This window comes from Prevotella sp. MA2016 (assembly GCF_000619825.1).
GTDB lineage: Bacteria > Bacteroidota > Bacteroidia > Bacteroidales > Bacteroidaceae > Prevotella.
In genome coordinates this window covers 77,823-95,039 of the sequence record NZ_JHUW01000008.1, presented here as the reverse complement: position 1 = coordinate 95,039, position 17,217 = coordinate 77,823, and the positions used below count along the sequence as shown (strand labels likewise).

Below are 17,217 nucleotides of genomic sequence, written 5' to 3'. Positions count from 1 at the left end.
AGATATGAGTATATTAAGTATTTTCGTAATAATTCCAGCTCTAATGCTGGTGGGCCTTTGGCTGGCCAAGAACGTGAATCAGGTGCGTGGTGTGATGGTAACGGGAGCTTCGTGTCTGTTGGCCCTCTCTGTTTGGTTAACCATCTACTTTATTCAGGAGCGTGCGGCTGGTAATACTGCCGAGATGCTACTTACTTATAGCACGCCTTGGTTCAAACCGCTGAATATCGCTTACAGTGTTGGTGTTGATGGTATTTCTGTCGTGATGTTGCTGCTTTCTAGTATCATCGTGTTTACAGGAACCTTTGCCTCATGGCAGCTGAAGCCACTTACTAAGGAGTACTTCCTGTGGTTCACCCTGCTCTCTACAGGTGTGTATGGCTTCTTTATCTCTACCGACCTGTTTACTATGTTTATGTTCTACGAGGTGGCTCTGATTCCTATGTACCTGCTGATTGGTGTATGGGGTTCGGGTCGCAAGGAGTACTCGGCCATGAAGCTGACCCTGATGCTGATGGGAGGCTCGGCTCTGCTGATCCTTGGTCTGCTGGGTATCTACTACTTTAACGGTATCTACAGCGGCAACTACACCTTCGAGCTGACCACGATTGCTGCTAACCACTGCATTCCTGGTCATATCCAGAACATCTTCTTCCCATTCATCTTCATCGGATTCGGTGTGCTGGGTGCGCTGTTCCCATTCCATACATGGAGCCCCGATGGTCATGCTTCGGCCCCTACAGCAGTATCAATGCTGCACGCTGGTGTACTGATGAAGCTGGGAGGTTACGGCTGCTTCCGTGTAGCTATGTACCTGCTCCCTGAGGCTGCTCAGGATCTCTCGTGGATCTTCCTCATCCTCACTACTATCTCGGTAGTTTACGGTGCACTCTCAGCCTGTGTACAGACCGACCTGAAGTATATCAATGCTTACTCTTCGGTTTCGCACTGTGGACTGGTACTGTTTGCTCTGCTGATGATGAGTCAGACTGCTGTGACAGGTGCTGTACTGCAGATGCTCTCACACGGACTGATGACAGCCCTGTTCTTTGCCCTCATCGGTATGATCTATGGTCGTACACATACCCGTGACATCCGCGAGCTGGCTGGACTGATGAAGATTATGCCTTTCCTGGCTGTAGGTTATGTGATTGCCGGTTTGGCTAACCTCGGATTGCCTGGTTTCTCTGGATTCATTGCCGAGATGACCATCTTTGTAGGTTCGTTTGGTGCACACCCACTGAGTGGCGACCCCAACGCCTCGTTCCGCATGGTGGCTACCATCATCGCTTGTATGTCGATTGTTGTAACAGCTGTTTACATCCTGCGTGTGGTTGGTAAGATTCTGTATGGCGAGGTAGAGAACAAGCACTTCCTGGAGCTCACCGATGCAACATGGGATGAGCGCGTGGCTGTTATCTGCCTGATTTTCTGCGTAGCTGGTCTAGGTAGCTTCCCATTCTGGGTAAGTGATATGATCTCGCCTGCCGCAGGTACTATTTTGGAGTCAATTGGTGTCATGTAAAAATAGGAGGACTTAAGATATGAATTATAGTGATTTTCTGAATATGGTTCCAGAGTTTGCCTTAGTGGTATCTCTGTTGATTGTCTTCTGTGCCGACTTCTGCTGCCCAAGCTGTGGCACCGATCGCACAAAAACCATGAGTGCTTTAGTGGCTCTGCTCATGGCAGGCACTGCTGTTGTAAGTGCTACTAGCGAGCCTTCGCAGGCTTTTGGTGGTATCTATGTTACCTCGGCAGCCATCAATGTGATGAAGGCTATCTTAGCTTTTGGTTCGCTCATTGTTGTGGTGATGGCTACACCTTGGGTTGAAAAGAATAGCAAACTCACAGGCGAGTTCTATATGCTGATTATCAGCACTCTGTTGGGTATGTTTGTGATGATGTCAAGCGGTTCATTCCTGATGTTCTTCCTGGGCTTGGAGATGGCTTCAGTGCCCCTGGCTTGTATGGTGGCTTTCGATCGCCATCGTAAGGAGAGTGCCGAGGGTGCTGCCAAGTATATCCTGGTAGCTACTTTCTCGAGTGGTGTGATGCTGTTCGGTATCTCGTTCATCTACGCTGCTACAGGTACCCTGTACTTCGATGATGTTTGTGCTGCAGTATCTAACTCGCCCTTGTGCATCATGGGTCTGGTATTCTTCTTCAGTGGTCTGGGCTTTAAGATTTCGTTGGTGCCTTTCCACTTCTGGACTGCCGATACCTATCAGGGTGCGCCTACACCTGTTACCGGTTACCTGAGCGTAATCTCTAAGGGTGCTGCCGCTATCACACTGTGCACCATCTTGATGAAGGCCTTCGCGCCTATGGTTGAGTACTGGGATTACATGCTGTATATCGTGATTGTACTCTCAATCACCGTGGCTAACCTGTTTGCCATCCGTCAGAACGAGTTGAAGCGCTTCATGGCGTTCAGCTCTATCTCGCAGGCTGGTTACATCATGCTGGCGGTTGTTGGCAATGGTGAGTTAGGCGTTTCTGCACTGACTTACTATGTACTGGTTTACATCGTTGCTAACATGGCTGTGTTTACTGTGATTAATGTGGTTGAGCAGAACAATGGTGGTCGTACCGACATGGCTGCCTATAACGGATTCTATCAGACCAACCCCAAGCTGAGCTTCCTTATGACACTGGCTCTGTTCTCGTTGGCTGGTATTCCTCCGTTTGCAGGTATGTTCTCAAAGTTCTTTGTGTTCATGGCTGGTGTGCAGAATGGTGAGCCTATGGCTTATGGTGTTGTGTTTATTGCCCTTGTCAACACCGTCGTGTCACTTTACTACTATCTGCTCATTGTGAAGGCTATGTACATCACTAAGACCGATGCACCTCTGCCTGCATTCCAGAGTGATGTGAATACCAAGGCTGCCCTGGCCATCTGTACTGCAGGTATCGCCCTCTTCGGTGTGGCAAGTTGTGTGTATGAGTGGATAGCTGCAGCAACCATTTAGTCGCTATTTCTTTTTGAATAGAATATTTATGGACTGGCTCCGATTGCTGAAAAAGTAATCGGAGCTTTTCTTTTTCATATATCATGCATGTTTTTCGATATAGTCCTAATTAATATCGATTTAATGATATTAATCAATAAATCTTTTAAAATATGTAAATAGAAAGGAAACCCATTCGGGTATCTGGGTTTTTATGGTTACCTTTGCACTGCATTAATGACAATGTTTGATTTAAAGGTTAAAATTAGTATGATGAAAAAGATTGTTATGACTCTTGCTGCTGCTTTCGTTGCTACAGCTATGAGTGCACAAGTTTATGTAGGAGGAAGTTTTGGTATTAACGCATGGAACAGCCAGAAGAATGCTGGTGACCGTAGCGAGACTACATTTAAGATTTTGCCAGAAATTGGCTACAATATTAACGACTCTTGGGCAGTAGGTACCGTTATTGGTTATGAGAGCGATAAATGGCAGGGCGTGGCTGGCGTGAGCGAGAGCGCTTTCAGTTTTGCTCCTTATGCCCGTTATACTTTTGCTAAGTGCGGTAAGGTGAATTTCTTTGTTGATGGTGGTCTTGGTTTTACTACCGCTTCTGATGCCGACTGGACTGAGGTGCAAGTAGGTTTCAAGCCAGGTCTGTCTGTAGCTCTTTCGGATAAAGTTAGCTTCGTATCTCACTTCGGATTTTTGGGCTATGATACCCTCAATCCTGATGGTGATGACAACAATATTAGTAAGTTTGGACTCGATCTTGATGGCAACAACCTCACCTTCGGTCTGTATTTGAACTTCTAAAGAACTATCAGTCCATTAATTTTTTGATAATGAAGGGGGGCAGGCGCCGTGATGGTGACTGCCTCTTTTTTTTATTGTCTATAAAGCAAATTGTTAGTAAAAGTCAATGATTTTATTTCATTTTGCAAAAATAAGTGCATTTTTGCTTGCAAAATTGATAAAAATGTGTATCTTTGCACACAAAAATAATACGAATAAAAAATGGGACAAGTAATTAAACCTGTTATGTATGAACCTCTGCTAGATATGAAGCAGACGGAACAGGGTATCAAACTGATAAAAGATTTCTTTCAGCAAAACCTCTCTACCGAACTGAGACTACGCCGTGTAACTGCACCTCTGTTTGTATTGAAAGGTTTAGGTATTAACGACGATCTGAATGGAGTGGAGCGTCCAGTAAGCTTCCCGATTAAGGATTTGGGAGATGCTAAAGCCGAAGTGGTTCATTCTTTGGCCAAATGGAAGCGTTTGAGCTTGGCAGAATATAAGATTGAACCTGGTTATGGCATATATACCGATATGAATGCGATTCGTGCCGACGAGGAGCTTGATAACCTGCACTCTCTTTATGTTGATCAGTGGGATTGGGAGGCTGTAATTAAGTCTGAAGACCGTAACTTGGTATTTTTGAAGAATATTGTAGAGCGTATCTATGCAGCCATCCGTCGTACAGAGTATCTTACCTGTGAAACTTATCCGCAAATAAAGCCTTTCCTGCCTGAAAAAATACACTTCGTGCATGCTGAGGAACTGCTTCAGATGTATCCCGATAAAACTCCGAAAGAGCGCGAGGATGCTATCTGTGAGAAGTATGGTGCCGTGTTTGTGATTGGTATAGGTGGCAAGCTGAGCAATGGCGAGAAACACGACGGACGTGCTCCTGACTATGATGACTGGAGTACCATAGCTGAAGATGGTCGTGCAGGACTGAATGGTGATATACTGATATGGTACCCTGTGCTTGGGCGTTCGTTCGAACTGTCGAGCATGGGTATTCGTGTGGATAAGGAGAGTTTGGTGCGCCAGCTGAAGTTGGAGGGCAAAGAAGAACGCGAACAGCTTTACTTCCACCAACAGTTGCTTAATGATAAGTTGCCGCTTTCAATAGGTGGCGGTATCGGTCAAAGTCGTCTTTGTATGGTATTGTTGCATAAAGGCCATATCGGTGAAATTCAGGCTTCTATTTGGCCAGATGATATGCGCAAGCAATGCAAAAAGTTGGGCATGAACTTGATTTAGAGGAGAAATGCGGTTAGTTAAGTCGTTCGTAGTTGTTGGACTGATATTGTTGATTTTAGGGGCTTGTGGTGGAAAAAGACAACCCCAGATATACAGCGGTTTTGAGCTATCGAGTGATGATAGTATGACTATCCGCATGGGGCAGTGGGATCTGTTGAAATATCATAGCGACAAGCTTGGTCTAGACATCAATTATCCTTCGTTCTTTTATCGTCAAGAATTGCCGCACGAGCCTGCTCAAGAGGTTTTTATGGCCGACGAGATGTCAATCTCGGTGATGGTAGATTCTTTGTCAGGAACTGGGCACCCCGCCAGTCAGATTATGTTGGCCATGGGGGCCGACTTGGTGGAAGTAGGTGATGACTATAGTATTCAAGAAGGATCTGACGAAGATTGGGACTACTACGGCAAGGTTCTTGAAGACGATACCATCCGTTTAGTAACTGTGTTACTTCGTTATAACCCCGAACACAGTCAAGCTGTAGAGCCGATGAAGGAATGGGTAAAGAATTTTACGCTGAAATAATTGACCTATCATATTTTTAACACGGATTAATCTAAAATTTCGTTCAGAAATGAAGGTTAATCCGTTTTCTTTTTGTACCTTTGCGGCCGAAAAGCCGCGTTGTGGCTAAGAATGCATTAATTTTATAACGTTATAAGGATAAAAAATGGCTGAAATTAAGAAAATTAAAACCGCATTGGTATCTGTTTTCCACAAGGATGGACTGGACGAACTTTTGAAGAAATTGAATGCTGAGGGCGTGAAATTTCTGTCAACAGGTGGAACACAGCAGTTTATTGAATCGCTTGGCTATGAGTGCCAGAAGGTTGAAGACGTAACAACTTATCCATCTATTCTTGGTGGTCGCGTAAAAACCTTGCATCCAAAAGTGTTTGGTGGCATATTGGCTCGTCGTGAGAACGCCGGTGATATTGAGCAGATGAAGCAGTACGAGATTCCTGAGATTGACCTTGTTATTGTAGATCTTTATCCATTTGAGCAGACTGTTGCCAGTGGTGCCGATGAGGCAGATATCATTGAGAAAATTGATATCGGTGGTATTTCGCTCATTCGTGCTGGAGCCAAGAACTTTAAGGATGTGGTTATCGTGCCTAGCAAGGCTGAGTATTCAGTATTGCTTGATATCCTGAATAAGAAGGGTGCTCAGACTGATATTGAGGATCGTCGTATGTTTGCTACCCGTGCCTTTGGCGTTAGCAGCCATTATGATACAGCTATCAACGCTTGGTTTGAGAAAAAATAAAGAATTGAAATTTTGAAGAATTAAGATATGGGCTTTTTTAGTTTCGTACAGGAAATAGCAATGGACCTTGGTACGGCCAATACGATTATCATCAGTGATGATAAGATTGTGGTCGATGAACCATCGGTTGTTGCTCTTGACCGCCGTACCGACAAGATGATCGCTGTTGGTAACGAGGCGAAGATGATGTATGAGAAAACTCATGAGAATATCCGTACCATCCGTCCATTACGCGACGGCGTGATTGCAGACTTCTCTGCTTGCGAGCAGATGATGCGTGGCCTGATTAAAATGGTGCATACTGGCAGTCGTCTGTTCTCTCCCTCACTGAGAATGGTTATTGGTGTGCCTTCTGGTTCTACTGAGGTTGAACTTCGTGCTGTGCGCGACTCTGCTGAGCATGCCGATGGTCGTGATGTATATCTTATTTTTGAGCCTATGGCTGCTGCTATCGGTATTGGCATTGATGTAGAGGCCCCAGAGGGTAATATGATTGTTGATATTGGTGGTGGTTCTACCGAGATAGCTGTTATCTCTTTGGGTGGTATCGTATCCAATAACTCGATTCGTACCGCTGGTGACGACTTGACGGCCGATATTCAGGAATACATGTATCGTCAGCATAATGTGAAGGTGAGTGAGCGTATGGCTGAGCGTATTAAGATTAACGTAGGTTCGGCTCTTACCGATTTGGGTGACGAAGCTCCTGAGGATTTCATTGTTCACGGACCTAACCGTATCACCGCTCTTCCTATGGAGGTGCCTGTTTGCTATCAGGAGATTGCTCACTGTCTTGATAAGACTGTGGCTAAGATTGAGAATGCTGTGCTCTCTGCACTTGAGAATACTCCACCAGAGCTTTATGCTGATATCGTAAAGAATGGTATTTATCTTTCAGGTGGTGGTGCACTGCTGAGAGGACTCGATCGTCGTCTTACTGATAAGATGCATATTCCTTTCCACGTGCCCGAAGATCCCTTGCATAGTGTGGCTAAGGGAGCTGGTATCGCACTGAAGAATATCGATCGATTCAATTTCTTGATGAGATAAATCATAGGGGAGCGAGCCGATGCGCAATCTGCTGGATTTCCTTTACAAATATCATCACTGGCTAGTTTTCGCATTGTTGGAAGTAGTCAGTGTTGTTCTGTTGTTTAAGTTCAACAGTTATCAGAATAGTGTGTGGTTCTCAAGTGCCAATGCTGTAGCAGGTAAGGTGTACGAGATTGAAAGTAACATTGCCAGTTATATGTCGATGGCTAAGATGAACGAAGAACTCACTCTTCGAAATATTTATCAGGAACGCCAGCTTGACCAATTGCGGCGTTTGTATGCTGAGGCAACCAAGGATACTACAGCTGCAGAGCGAGCTGAACTCAATTTTCTGAGTCACTATCAGCTTATTCCTGCCAAGGTCGTCGAAAACTCAATACACAAGCCTGAGAATTTGATAACCATTGATAAAGGGCGTAAGGATGGTGTAGAACCCGACATGGGCGTGGCCTGTGGTAATGGTATTGTGGGAGTGGTTTATTTGGTGAGCGACCACTATTCGGTGGTTATTTCGGTCTTAAATGCTGCTTCTTCGCGTATCAGTTGCAGTATACGCAACCGTGGATATTTTGGCTATCTGCATTGGTATGGTGGTGATCCCTCTGTGGCTTATGTGGAAGATGTGCCTCGTCATGCCAAGTTTAATCTTGGTGAATGGATGATAACGAGTGGTTTCTCATCTATCTTTCCTTCAGGTGTGCAAGTTGGTAAGATTGAGCAGGTTTATAACTCGAGCGATGGATTGTCGTACAAGTTGAAGGTGCGCCTGAGTACTGATTTTGGCAATCTTCGCGACGTGGTTGTTATCAGTGATAAGAGTATTGCCGAACGTGCAGCACTGATGCAGGCAGCACGTGACTCTATTAGTTTCAAACAGCGACAGTAGCAGTATGAAGATAGAATTGATAAACCGTTTGGTGATGTTCTTGGCCCTGTTTGCGGCTCAAGTGCTTATTCTTAATCATGTCCATCTGTTTGGTGTGGGCACACCGTTGCTCTATGTTTATTATGCCATCAGTTTTCGTCGCAACTTTCCCAAATGGCTGGCGCTGGTGTCGAGTTTCATGTTGGGACTGTTTATTGATGTATTCTCTAGCACGCCAGGTTTAGCCGCTAGTGTGATGACCTTGGTTGCTTTGGTGCAGACCTATCTCGTAGATCTTATTGCACCGCGTGATTCAGCCGATGATTTGGCTGCATCTACTAAGGCATTGGGCTTTAGCAGGTTTGCCACCATGAGCAGTCTGCTTACGCTGTTGTACTGTTTGGTGTTCTTTGCCCTTGAGACATTTAATCTTTTCGATGTGCTGTTGTGGTTGGCGCGTTCTTTTGTGAGCGCTCTGCTTACAATGGTTTTGATATTGTCTGTAGAAAGTGTTAGAAGCAGGTGAAGCAGAACGACTTCGATCTTGAATACCGCAAATACGTGATTGCTGGGGTGGCCGCATTGATTGTGTTCATCTATATCATTCGTTTGTTTATGCTTCAGATAACAAGCGACGACTATAAGAAGAGTGCCGATTCTAATGCTTTTCTTAAGAAAATAGAATATCCCTCACGTGGTGCCATTCTAGATCGCAAAGGTAAGTTGCTGGTTTATAATCAACCCAGCTATGATATCATGGTGGTGATGAACGAAGCTAAGGGACGACTAGATACCCTTGAATTCTGTCAAGCTATCGGCATCACGAAGGAGGAATTTGAGCATCGCATGGCTACGATGAAAGATCGTAGCAAAAATCCTGGTTATTCACGATTCACTGAGCAATTGTTCATGAGTCAGCTCAGCGACAAGGATTTTAGTGTGTTCCAAGAGAAGATGTACCGTTTCCCTGGTTTCTACATCCAGAAACGTAGTGTGCGCCAATATACCTATAATATAGGTGCTCATGTGTTGGGTGATGTGGCTGAGGTATCGCCAGCCGACATTGAAGAGGACGAATATTACCAGCCAGGCGACTATATTGGTAAACTCGGAATAGAGCGCTCTTATGAGCAGCAACTGCGTGGTCAGAAGGGTATTCAGATTCTATTACGTGATGCTCACGGCCGTATTCAGGGGCGCTACCAGAATGGTGCTCTCGATCAGCGTGCCATACCTGGTAAGAACCTTACGTTAGGTATCGACGCAGAACTTCAGGCTTTGGGAGAGAGGCTTATGGAAGGAAAAATTGGTGCTATAGTAGCCATCGAACCTGCCACTGGTGAAGTGCTGTGTATGGTGTCGTCTCCTACTTATGATCCGCGCCAGATGGTGGGACGTCTGCGTAGTAAGAACCATCGTGCCTTGTCGCAAGATGTGTGGAAACCGTTGCTTAACCGTGCTATCATGGGACAGTATCCTCCAGGCTCTACGTTTAAGACTACGCAGGGGTTGACATTCATGACAGAAGGCATCATCAATTCTCATACTTTGTATCCCTGTTCACACGGTTTTAATTTTAAAGGTCTGCATGTAGGTTGTCATGGTCATGCAGCCCCTCTGCCTCTTGTTCCTGCGCTCAGTACTTCATGCAATGGTTACTTCTGCTGGGGTCTCTATCACATGATAAACACTAATGCCTCAAAATATGGTTCGGTACAGAATGCCATGAATATATGGCGCGACTATATGGTGTCGATGGGATTTGGTTATCGTCTGGGCATTGATCTTCCTGGTGAGAAACGTGGGTTGATTCCTAATGCTATGTTTTACGACAAGGCCTATAAGGGATCGTGGAATGGTCTTACTGTCATTTCTATTGCCATTGGTCAGGGTGAGGTAAACGCCACACCACTGCAGATAGCCAATTTGGGCGCTACAATAGCCAATCGTGGCTACTACTTGGTTCCACATGTAGTGAAACAAGTGCAGGGAGATCCACTCGACACTCTCTATACCCGTAAGCACTATACTAAAGCCAGTCGTGAGGCTTACGATTATGTGGTGCAAGGCATGCGTTCGTCGGTGCTTGGTGGTACATGTAAGGAGTTGAGCAAGTATGACTTTAATGCTTGTGGTAAAACCGGAACGGCTCAGAACAGAGGTCATGACCACTCGGTGTTCATGGGCTTTGCTCCGATGGAGAACCCTAAGATTGCTGTTGCCGTTTATGTTGAGAACGGTGGATGGGGAGCTACTTATGGAGTGCCCATCGGTGGCTTGATAATGGAGAAATATTTGAAAGGCAAATTATCTGAAGCTAGCGAGGCCAAAGCTCGTAGCATTCAGGAACGTAGAATAGCTTATGGTGCAGGCGATAGGTAATAGACATGAAAAGGGAGTAATACGTTCGCTCGATTATTGGACGATTATTATCTACATAGCTCTGCTCACTTTTGGTTGGGTGAGCGTGTGTGGGGCTAGCTATAGTTATGGCGAAACCGACTTGTTCAGCTTGAGCACTCGTTCGGGCATGCAGATAGTGTGGATTGGCACCTCTATTGTGTTGGGATTCGTTATCCTGATGCTTGATGACCGCTACCTTGATATGTTTGCCTACATTATCTTTGGATTGATGTTACTGCTATTATTCGGTACTATCTTTAATCCGCATAGTATTAAGGGCTCCCGATCGTGGCTTGTACTAGGACCGATACGCTTGCAACCGGCAGAGTTTGCCAAATTTGCAACGGCGTTAGCTTTGGCAAAACTTATGAATACCTATGGTTTTAATATTGCCAAGTGGAAAGATTTTGCAACTGCTTTGGCTGTCATTTTCGTTCCGATGCTGTTTATTGTGCTGCAGCGCGAAACTGGTTCAGCTTTGGTATATTTATCACTCTTTCTTATGCTTTATCGCGAGGGGATGCCTGGTAGCATCTTGTTTACTGGCGTGGCGATGGTTATTTATTTCGTGGTAGGCATACGTTTTGCTGATACGATGATGGCGTACACACCAACTTCGGTGGGAAAGTTTGCGGTGTTGCTCATGATACAACTTTTCTCAGTGGGACTGGTTTATGTGTATTGTAGCGATAAGCGTGATGCTATTCGTATGGGATTGGTTGGACTTGGCGCTACGCTGACTGCAGTCGTATTTAGCCTGTGGATTATTCCCTTTGATCTGAATCTGGTTGAGATGCTTCTTTGCGGTATTATGATACTTTATCTGTTATACCGTTTTCTGATAACTCGTCTGCGCAGCTATCTATGGATATTTACATTTGCTGTTGGCTCGCTGCTTTTCTATAATGTAGCCGACTATGCACTTAATCACGTGCTTGAGCCTCACCAGCGTGTACGTATCAATGTGCTGTTGGGTTTGGAAGAAGACCTGAAGGGTGCTGGCTACAATGTGCATCAGAGTGAGATAGCAATTGGTTCAGGTGGATTGCGTGGTAAGGGCTTTCTGAATGGAACCCAGACAAAGTTGAAATATGTGCCCGAACAGGATACTGACTTCATCTTCTGCACAGTTGGCGAGGAGGAAGGCTTTGTTGGTTCTGCAGGTGTACTGCTGCTTTTTCTAGCTTTGATATGGCGTCTTATACACTTGGCCGAACGCCAGGTGCATAGGTTTGGGCGAGTGTACGGTTATTGTGTGGTGAGTGTGTTCCTGTTTCATGTGTTTATCAATGTAGGCATGGTATTGGGACTTACGCCTGTTATCGGTATTCCGTTGCCGTTCTTTAGCTATGGTGGCTCGTCGCTATGGGGCTTTACATTATTGCTTTTTATTTTTCTGCGCATTGATGCAGGTCGAAACTTACTTCGTAATTAATATGCCCACGTCGCTCACGCCGGGCAGGTTTTCCTGTTTCATGTAATGCATTACGTACATGTGTAGTGAGTCGCCCTCGTTGAGAGTGATGCTGTCGATATTGAATTTGTATTGATAGCAACTGATGCCGTTACCCTTTATATGTCCGTTTTTCTCTACCAAAGTGCAGTCAACTCGTTTGCGTAGTTTGCGCTGCATTGGGTAAATGTCTTGTTCTACAATTACACTGATGCCTAAGAATGGCAATTCGTTGTTGGTGCGTAGCATGAGTTGCTGGCTATAAGTGCCAGCCTCTTTTATTGGTGGTATGATAAAGTGTATGGTGTCATTACGCTCCCAACCGTCATTGTTTACATGTTCGTAATGGGTATAAATAATTGAGCCTTGTTGACAGGCACCTATGAATAGGCAACCTGCCAACAAGGTCAATAATATGCATTTATCAAATAATCTATTGCGCATCCTTATGCTCCTTCTTGTCGTTGGGCTGTCGGTTGTTGTTCTTGTTTTTCTTTTTCTTCTTTTTCTTAGCTTTGTCAAAGCGGCTAATGTCGCCTCCTGCCAAGTCGATGTGTACCTTGGTTTCAGGCTTCTTGCTGTCGTCGTGGGTGAGCGATACTGGTTTCTCGCCGCGTCTGTTCATCTCGATGATTTCCTTGGCACGCTCAGCTGTGATGGTTTCGCAGTTGGCAGCAATATTTTTGTCGGTGCTGTAAGTGCAAAGACCTGCCAGTATATCGTTCTTGAACAAGTGATAATCGCCGTCTTGAGTCTGTAGCAATACCTCCTTTGGTGGAAGCTGCTTTCCTGCTTCTACGTAGTCATCTACCTCATAGTTTAGACAGCACTTCAGTTTTGCACACATGCCAGCCAGTTTCTGCGGGTTAAGCGAAATATCCTGGAATCGGGCTGCATTGGTACTTACGCTTGAGAAGTTTTTCATCCAGGTGGCGCAGCATAACTCTCGTCCGCATGGACCTGTACCACCGATGCGTCCGGCCTCCTGTCGTGCACCAATTTGTTTCATTTCAATACGCACGTGGAAAGCTTGTGCTAAGTCTTTGATAAGCTGACGGAAGTCCACACGTTCATCGGCAATGTAGTAGAAGATAGCCTTGTTGCCGTCACCTTGATACTCTACATCTCCTATCTTCATGTCAAGCCCCAATCCTTTAGCTATCTTTCGGCTTTCAATCATGGTTGAGTGCTCGCGTTCTTTCGACTCGTTCCACTTCTGTATGTCGTTTTCACGGGCTATGCGGTACACGCGCTTAATATCGTCGGGACTCTTGATATTCACTTTCTTGAGTTGCAGTTTAACCAGTCGTCCGGTCAGTGTTACCACGCCAATGTCGTGTCCTGGACTAGCTTCTACGGCTACAATGTCACCTTTCTTGAGGTCGAGGTTGTTCACATTGTGATAGTATCCCTTGCGGGTATGCTTAAACTGCACCTCGACTAAGTCGGTTGTGCTGGCATTGCCTGGCACATCGGCCAACCAATCGTAGGTGTTCAGCTGTTTGTCCTGTCGTCCTACGGCCTGATGGCACAGGCCTCGGTCGCAACCTACATGTACTGTATGTTCTTTTTTATTTTCCATATATTATCACTTTTGTAGTAGCAAAACAATCATTTGCAGAGCCAGGTCGAAAAATACTATCTTTCCGTTGGCATTCTGGCCAATATCGCGAATAGCAAGATTGACCAGCTCGTTGATGGGCAGGATGTTATTCTCGTTCACGAATCTTGCAAAGTTCTTAGCAAAGTCTTCTTCTCGCTGTGTCATATACACCAGCTCCTCGTTCTGAAAGTTATACATAAAACTCTCACGTGTCATTCGCAAAAAGTAGGTGAGAAAACGCTTTTGCTTTTCGCGCCCTAATCCTGCCATCTGCTCGCTCCACTTCCTGAGGTCTTTAATCTTGCGCTGGTAGGCCAGACGCATAAGCATGATGTACATGTCGAGAAACATCTCGTTTTCCGAGTCCACCTGCAGTTCATCGAGTGCTTTTATCCAGTTGCCATTGGCCAGTCGGGCTATGCGGTGCGCATCATCAGAGCCTATACCACGTTGCTCAACGAGCGAGTGCTCTATATCAGCGTTGTCTATCTTTTTGATGTCGATGCGTTGCACACGACTGCGAATGGTTTCTAGTAACTTGTCTGGTTCTTCGCACACCATGATGAATATTGTTTGGTATGGTGGTTCCTCAATGAGCTTTAAAAGCTTATTGGCGCACTCTATGTTCATGCGTTCTGGCAGCCATATGATGCTGATCTTGTAGCCACCCTGGCTTGACTTGAGACTGAGTTTACGTACCAGTTCATCGCTTTCACCTGCAGTGATGATGGCCTGTTGGTTTTCAGCCCCCATAGCTGCCATCCACTCTTCCATTGTGAAATAGAGCGTCTTCATAACGAGGGTGTGCCATTCCTTGGCGAAATCATCGCTTACGGGTTTGTGCTCAGAACTCATTGAAGGCAGTTTGATAGTAGGGTAGGTAAAGTGCAGGTCGGGGTGCTCCAGCTTGGCCAGCATGGCTTTGGCTTGCGGTGTACCATTGTCGAGCAGATGACATGCAAATGCCACTGCAAGTGGAAGCTTTCCTGCACCCTGTGGTCCACACAGCATGAGTGCGTGTGGCAGTCGCCCCTCGTTTACGAGTTGTAGCAATCGTTCTTCTGCCTCTTTTTGTCCTATAACCTTGCTCCAGTCCATAATGTGTCGTTATAGTAGGCGTTTTGCAATTTGGGTTACGCTGTCCACAGCCGAAACGGTGTAAAAGTGGATGTTGCGCACGCCATGTGCATATAGGTCGCGGCACTGCTCTACGGTCCACTCGATACCAAGCTGCTTGGCATCTTCATCTGTGTGGCATTTTACCACCTCGTGAGCCAGTGGTTCTGGAATATCGCAGTGGAAAGTCTTGGGCACTACAGTGAGTTGTGAGAGTTTCGCCATAGGCTTGATGCCTGGTATGATGGGTATAGTGATGCCCATCTGTCGGGCTTTGCCCACAAAATCGTAGTATTTCTGATTGTCGAAAAAGAGCTGTGTCACAGCATATTGGGCACCAAGGTCCTGCTTCTGCTTCAGATACTGCATATCCATCTCTAAGTTGGGCGCCTCCTCATGTTTCTCGGGGTAGCAAGCCACACCGTAGTCGAAAGGCCTTCCTGGATTCTTGATGGGGGTGCCATCGGCAAAGAAACCTTCGTTGAATCGCTTTACCTGCGCCATGAGGTCGGTGGTGTGAGCGTGTCCACCCTGTGTGGGTACGAATCTGCTGTCTTCCTTGGCCTTGTCGCCGCGCAGTAGCAGCAGGTCGTTGATGCCGAGGAATTGCAGGTCGAGCAGCTCATACTCGATATCCTCGATGGTAGCACCACTGCAGATGACATGTGGCTGCACGGGGATATGGTATCGCTGCTGTATGGCTGCGGCTATGGCTACTGTGCCTGGGCGCCTGCGCACGCGATGACGCTCAAACTGCCCATTGTCCAGTTCGCGATATACGAACTCGGAGTGGTGGGTGGTAATGTTGATATAGGCTGGGTCGAAGTCGCACATCTTGTCGATGTCGGCAAAGAGCTTGGTAGTGCCATTACCCTTGAGGGGTGGCAGTACCTCGATGGAGAATCGACGCGCCTCCTTATCTTGTTCTATAAACTTCGTAACACTCATAATTGGCTGCAAAGATAGTAAAAAAAAAGCTATTTGTGCCACATTGGCGATTTTTTTTGTACTTTTGCACTATGAAAATCAAACAATTCGTTAAAGACTGGACTCTTCCTGTGGCTATAGCCACTGGAATAATCGTATATTTTTTGTTTTATCTGGTGCCTCAACTTGATGCTGCGGGCGATACATTGGGGCGCATTGTGGATGCTATTTTTCCGATGATGGTGTTCTCTACGTTGTTCTCTACTTACTGTCGAATCGATTTTCATCAGATGCGGCCACATCGTTGGCATGTGGGCATATTGGTTGTGCAGTTGTTGCTGGTGGCACTTAATATTTGGATTATCTTTCAGGTGGAGGCCGATCCTGAGCAGAAATTGCTATGGGAGAGTGTCTTGACATGCGTGATAGGTCCTTGCGCCACTGCAGCGCCAGTGGTAACGGCAAAAATTGGTGGAAATATTAATACGATGACGGCCTATGTGGTGATGTCGGCTTTTGCCTCGGCGCTGATGATTCCAGTTGCTTTTCCTCTGTTAGAACGTGGTGTAAGCACTGGTTTCTGGCCTGTATTCTTTGTCATCCTGCAGAAGTTGGCATTAGTGTTGGTGCTGCCATTGGTGCTAGGTTGGCTCGTTCAGCACTATGCCAAGCGGTTGTGCGCTTGGATTGTGTCGATACCCGACCTGTCGTTTTACCTTTGGTCGGCTCAGTTGGCAGTCACCTCGGGTGTCACAGTTCGCAATATAGTGCACAGCGATGTAGCCCTGCGCACATTGCTGATGATTGCTGTAATGTCACTCATTTTGTGTTTTGTGCTTTTCCTTATTGGCAGGTCGATAGGTCGTCATTTGAATGATGAGATAGATGGTGGTCAGGCTTCGTTCCAAAAAAATACAGCTCTTTCTATTTGGGTAGCCTACACCTACCTAAACCCTGTAGCCTCGGTAGGTGCAGGCTGTTATGTGCTGTGGCAGAACATCGTTAACTCACTTGAATTATACGAATATCGTAAGCGCCACGCTTAGTCTTTATTCTGTTTTACTCTCGTCTTTCTTTTTACTTTTGCGTCTCTTTTTTGTTGGCGGCAAATGTGTAAGACGGTATTCTCGTGGGGTAGTGTTCTGAAAACGGAAAAATGAGGCATAGAAGGCCTGACGGGTGGCAAATCCTACCATTTCGCCAATCTCTTCGATGGATTTTTCACGATATTTCTCTTGAGCCAGTAGGTTCATGGCTTCGTTGATGCGATACATATTTACCAGTCCGTTAAAATTAGTGTGGAAACGGTCGGCCATAACAGCCGAAATGTAACGACTATTGGTACCAATCTCTGATGCCAGCCGTGAGGCTGTGAATTTCTTATCCAGATACTTTTTGTTGATAATTACAATCTCTGTAATCTTGTCTCTAAGTTCATCCTTGCGAGCATCGCCAATAATGTTGCGGTAGTCGGCTTTAAACTTCTTTAGTTCAGTAATTTGATATTTTCCAATTCCCATGTT

Annotated in this window: 17 protein-coding genes; 12 read left to right on the top strand and 5 right to left on the bottom strand. The window is 45.8% G+C overall.

Features of this window, described 5'->3' with window-relative positions:
* Window positions 1-4: 4 nt before the first annotated feature.
* The 11 genes from T360_RS0104710 to rodA all read left to right on the top strand — a co-directional run bounded on the left by T360_RS0104710 (window position 5) and on the right by rodA (window position 12,030).
* Window positions 5-1,525, top strand: coding sequence for a NuoM family protein (locus T360_RS0104710; protein ID WP_028911754.1), 1,521 nt, complete (start codon window positions 5-7; stop codon window positions 1,523-1,525).
* Between the two features lie 19 nt (window positions 1,526-1,544).
* Window positions 1,545-2,972 carry an NADH-quinone oxidoreductase subunit N gene (locus T360_RS0104705; RefSeq protein ID WP_028911753.1) on the top strand — a complete coding sequence of 476 codons (1,428 nt, stop codon included), beginning with the start codon at window positions 1,545-1,547 and terminating at the stop codon, window positions 2,970-2,972.
* A 249-nt stretch (window positions 2,973-3,221) separates the two neighbouring features.
* Window positions 3,222-3,767 carry an outer membrane beta-barrel protein gene (locus T360_RS0104700; protein WP_369793492.1) on the top strand — a complete coding sequence of 182 codons (546 nt, stop codon included), beginning with the start codon at window positions 3,222-3,224 and terminating at the stop codon, window positions 3,765-3,767.
* Window positions 3,768-3,968: 201 nt separating this feature from the next.
* Window positions 3,969-5,006 (top strand): aspartate--ammonia ligase, encoded by a 1,038-nt coding sequence (gene asnA / locus T360_RS0104695; protein ID WP_028911751.1) that lies wholly within the window; start codon window positions 3,969-3,971, stop codon window positions 5,004-5,006.
* A 7-nt stretch (window positions 5,007-5,013) separates the two neighbouring features.
* Window positions 5,014-5,532, top strand: a complete 519-nt coding sequence (locus T360_RS0104690) for a hypothetical protein (RefSeq protein ID WP_028911750.1) — start codon at window positions 5,014-5,016, stop codon at window positions 5,530-5,532.
* Window positions 5,533-5,677: 145 nt separating this feature from the next.
* Window positions 5,678-6,274, top strand: a complete 597-nt coding sequence (locus tag T360_RS0104685; protein ID WP_028911749.1) for an IMP cyclohydrolase — start codon at window positions 5,678-5,680, stop codon at window positions 6,272-6,274.
* 27 nt (window positions 6,275-6,301) lie between these two features.
* Window positions 6,302-7,324, top strand: coding sequence for a rod shape-determining protein (locus tag T360_RS0104680; RefSeq protein WP_013064665.1), 1,023 nt, complete (start codon window positions 6,302-6,304; stop codon window positions 7,322-7,324).
* A 19-nt stretch (window positions 7,325-7,343) separates the two neighbouring features.
* On the top strand, window positions 7,344-8,213 hold the full coding sequence (gene mreC / locus T360_RS0104675; protein WP_028911748.1) for a rod shape-determining protein MreC: 870 nt from the start codon (window positions 7,344-7,346) through the stop codon (window positions 8,211-8,213).
* A 4-nt stretch (window positions 8,214-8,217) separates the two neighbouring features.
* Window positions 8,218-8,718 (top strand): rod shape-determining protein MreD, encoded by a 501-nt coding sequence (mreD, locus tag T360_RS0104670; RefSeq protein ID WP_028911747.1) that lies wholly within the window; start codon window positions 8,218-8,220, stop codon window positions 8,716-8,718.
* Entirely contained in the window at window positions 8,715-10,574 is a 1,860-nt protein-coding gene (gene mrdA, locus T360_RS0104665) for a penicillin-binding protein 2 (protein ID WP_028911746.1), read from the top strand. Before mreD ends, mrdA begins: the two co-directional genes overlap by 4 nt.
* Window positions 10,555-12,030: a rod shape-determining protein RodA gene (gene rodA / locus T360_RS0104660; RefSeq protein WP_028911745.1), complete on the top strand. Its 1,476-nt coding sequence runs from the start codon at window positions 10,555-10,557 to the stop codon at window positions 12,028-12,030. Before mrdA ends, rodA begins: the two co-directional genes overlap by 20 nt.
* Here the strand turns inward: rodA and T360_RS0104655 are convergent.
* From T360_RS0104655 to T360_RS0104640, 4 genes are read right to left on the bottom strand one after another with little or no spacing between them, the layout of a single operon-like run.
* Window positions 12,016-12,450, bottom strand: a complete 435-nt coding sequence (locus tag T360_RS0104655; protein ID WP_051523370.1) for a gliding motility lipoprotein GldH — start codon at window positions 12,448-12,450, stop codon at window positions 12,016-12,018. The two genes, rodA and T360_RS0104655, sit on opposite strands and share 15 nt — an antisense overlap.
* Before the next feature lie 31 nt (window positions 12,451-12,481).
* Complete coding sequence (locus tag T360_RS14665) at window positions 12,482-13,630, bottom strand: regulatory iron-sulfur-containing complex subunit RicT (RefSeq protein WP_036928879.1); 1,149 nt, start codon at window positions 13,628-13,630, stop codon at window positions 12,482-12,484.
* A 6-nt stretch (window positions 13,631-13,636) separates the two neighbouring features.
* A complete protein-coding gene (locus T360_RS0104645; protein WP_028911743.1) occupies window positions 13,637-14,749 on the bottom strand; it encodes a DNA polymerase III subunit delta in 1,113 nt (370 codons plus the stop codon).
* Window positions 14,750-14,758: 9 nt separating this feature from the next.
* On the bottom strand, window positions 14,759-15,715 hold the full coding sequence (locus T360_RS0104640; RefSeq protein ID WP_028911742.1) for a methylenetetrahydrofolate reductase: 957 nt from the start codon (window positions 15,713-15,715) through the stop codon (window positions 14,759-14,761).
* Window positions 15,716-15,786: 71 nt separating this feature from the next.
* Here T360_RS0104640 and T360_RS0104635 point away from each other — a divergent pair, with 71 nt between their 5' ends.
* Entirely contained in the window at window positions 15,787-16,740 is a 954-nt protein-coding gene (locus tag T360_RS0104635; protein WP_028911741.1) for a hypothetical protein, read from the top strand.
* Window positions 16,741-16,743: 3 nt separating this feature from the next.
* Here T360_RS0104635 and T360_RS0104630 read toward each other — a convergent pair whose 3' ends face one another.
* Window positions 16,744-17,214 carry an AraC family transcriptional regulator gene (locus T360_RS0104630; RefSeq protein ID WP_051523369.1) on the bottom strand — a complete coding sequence of 157 codons (471 nt, stop codon included), beginning with the start codon at window positions 17,212-17,214 and terminating at the stop codon, window positions 16,744-16,746.
* Window positions 17,215-17,217: the final 3 nt, after the last annotated feature.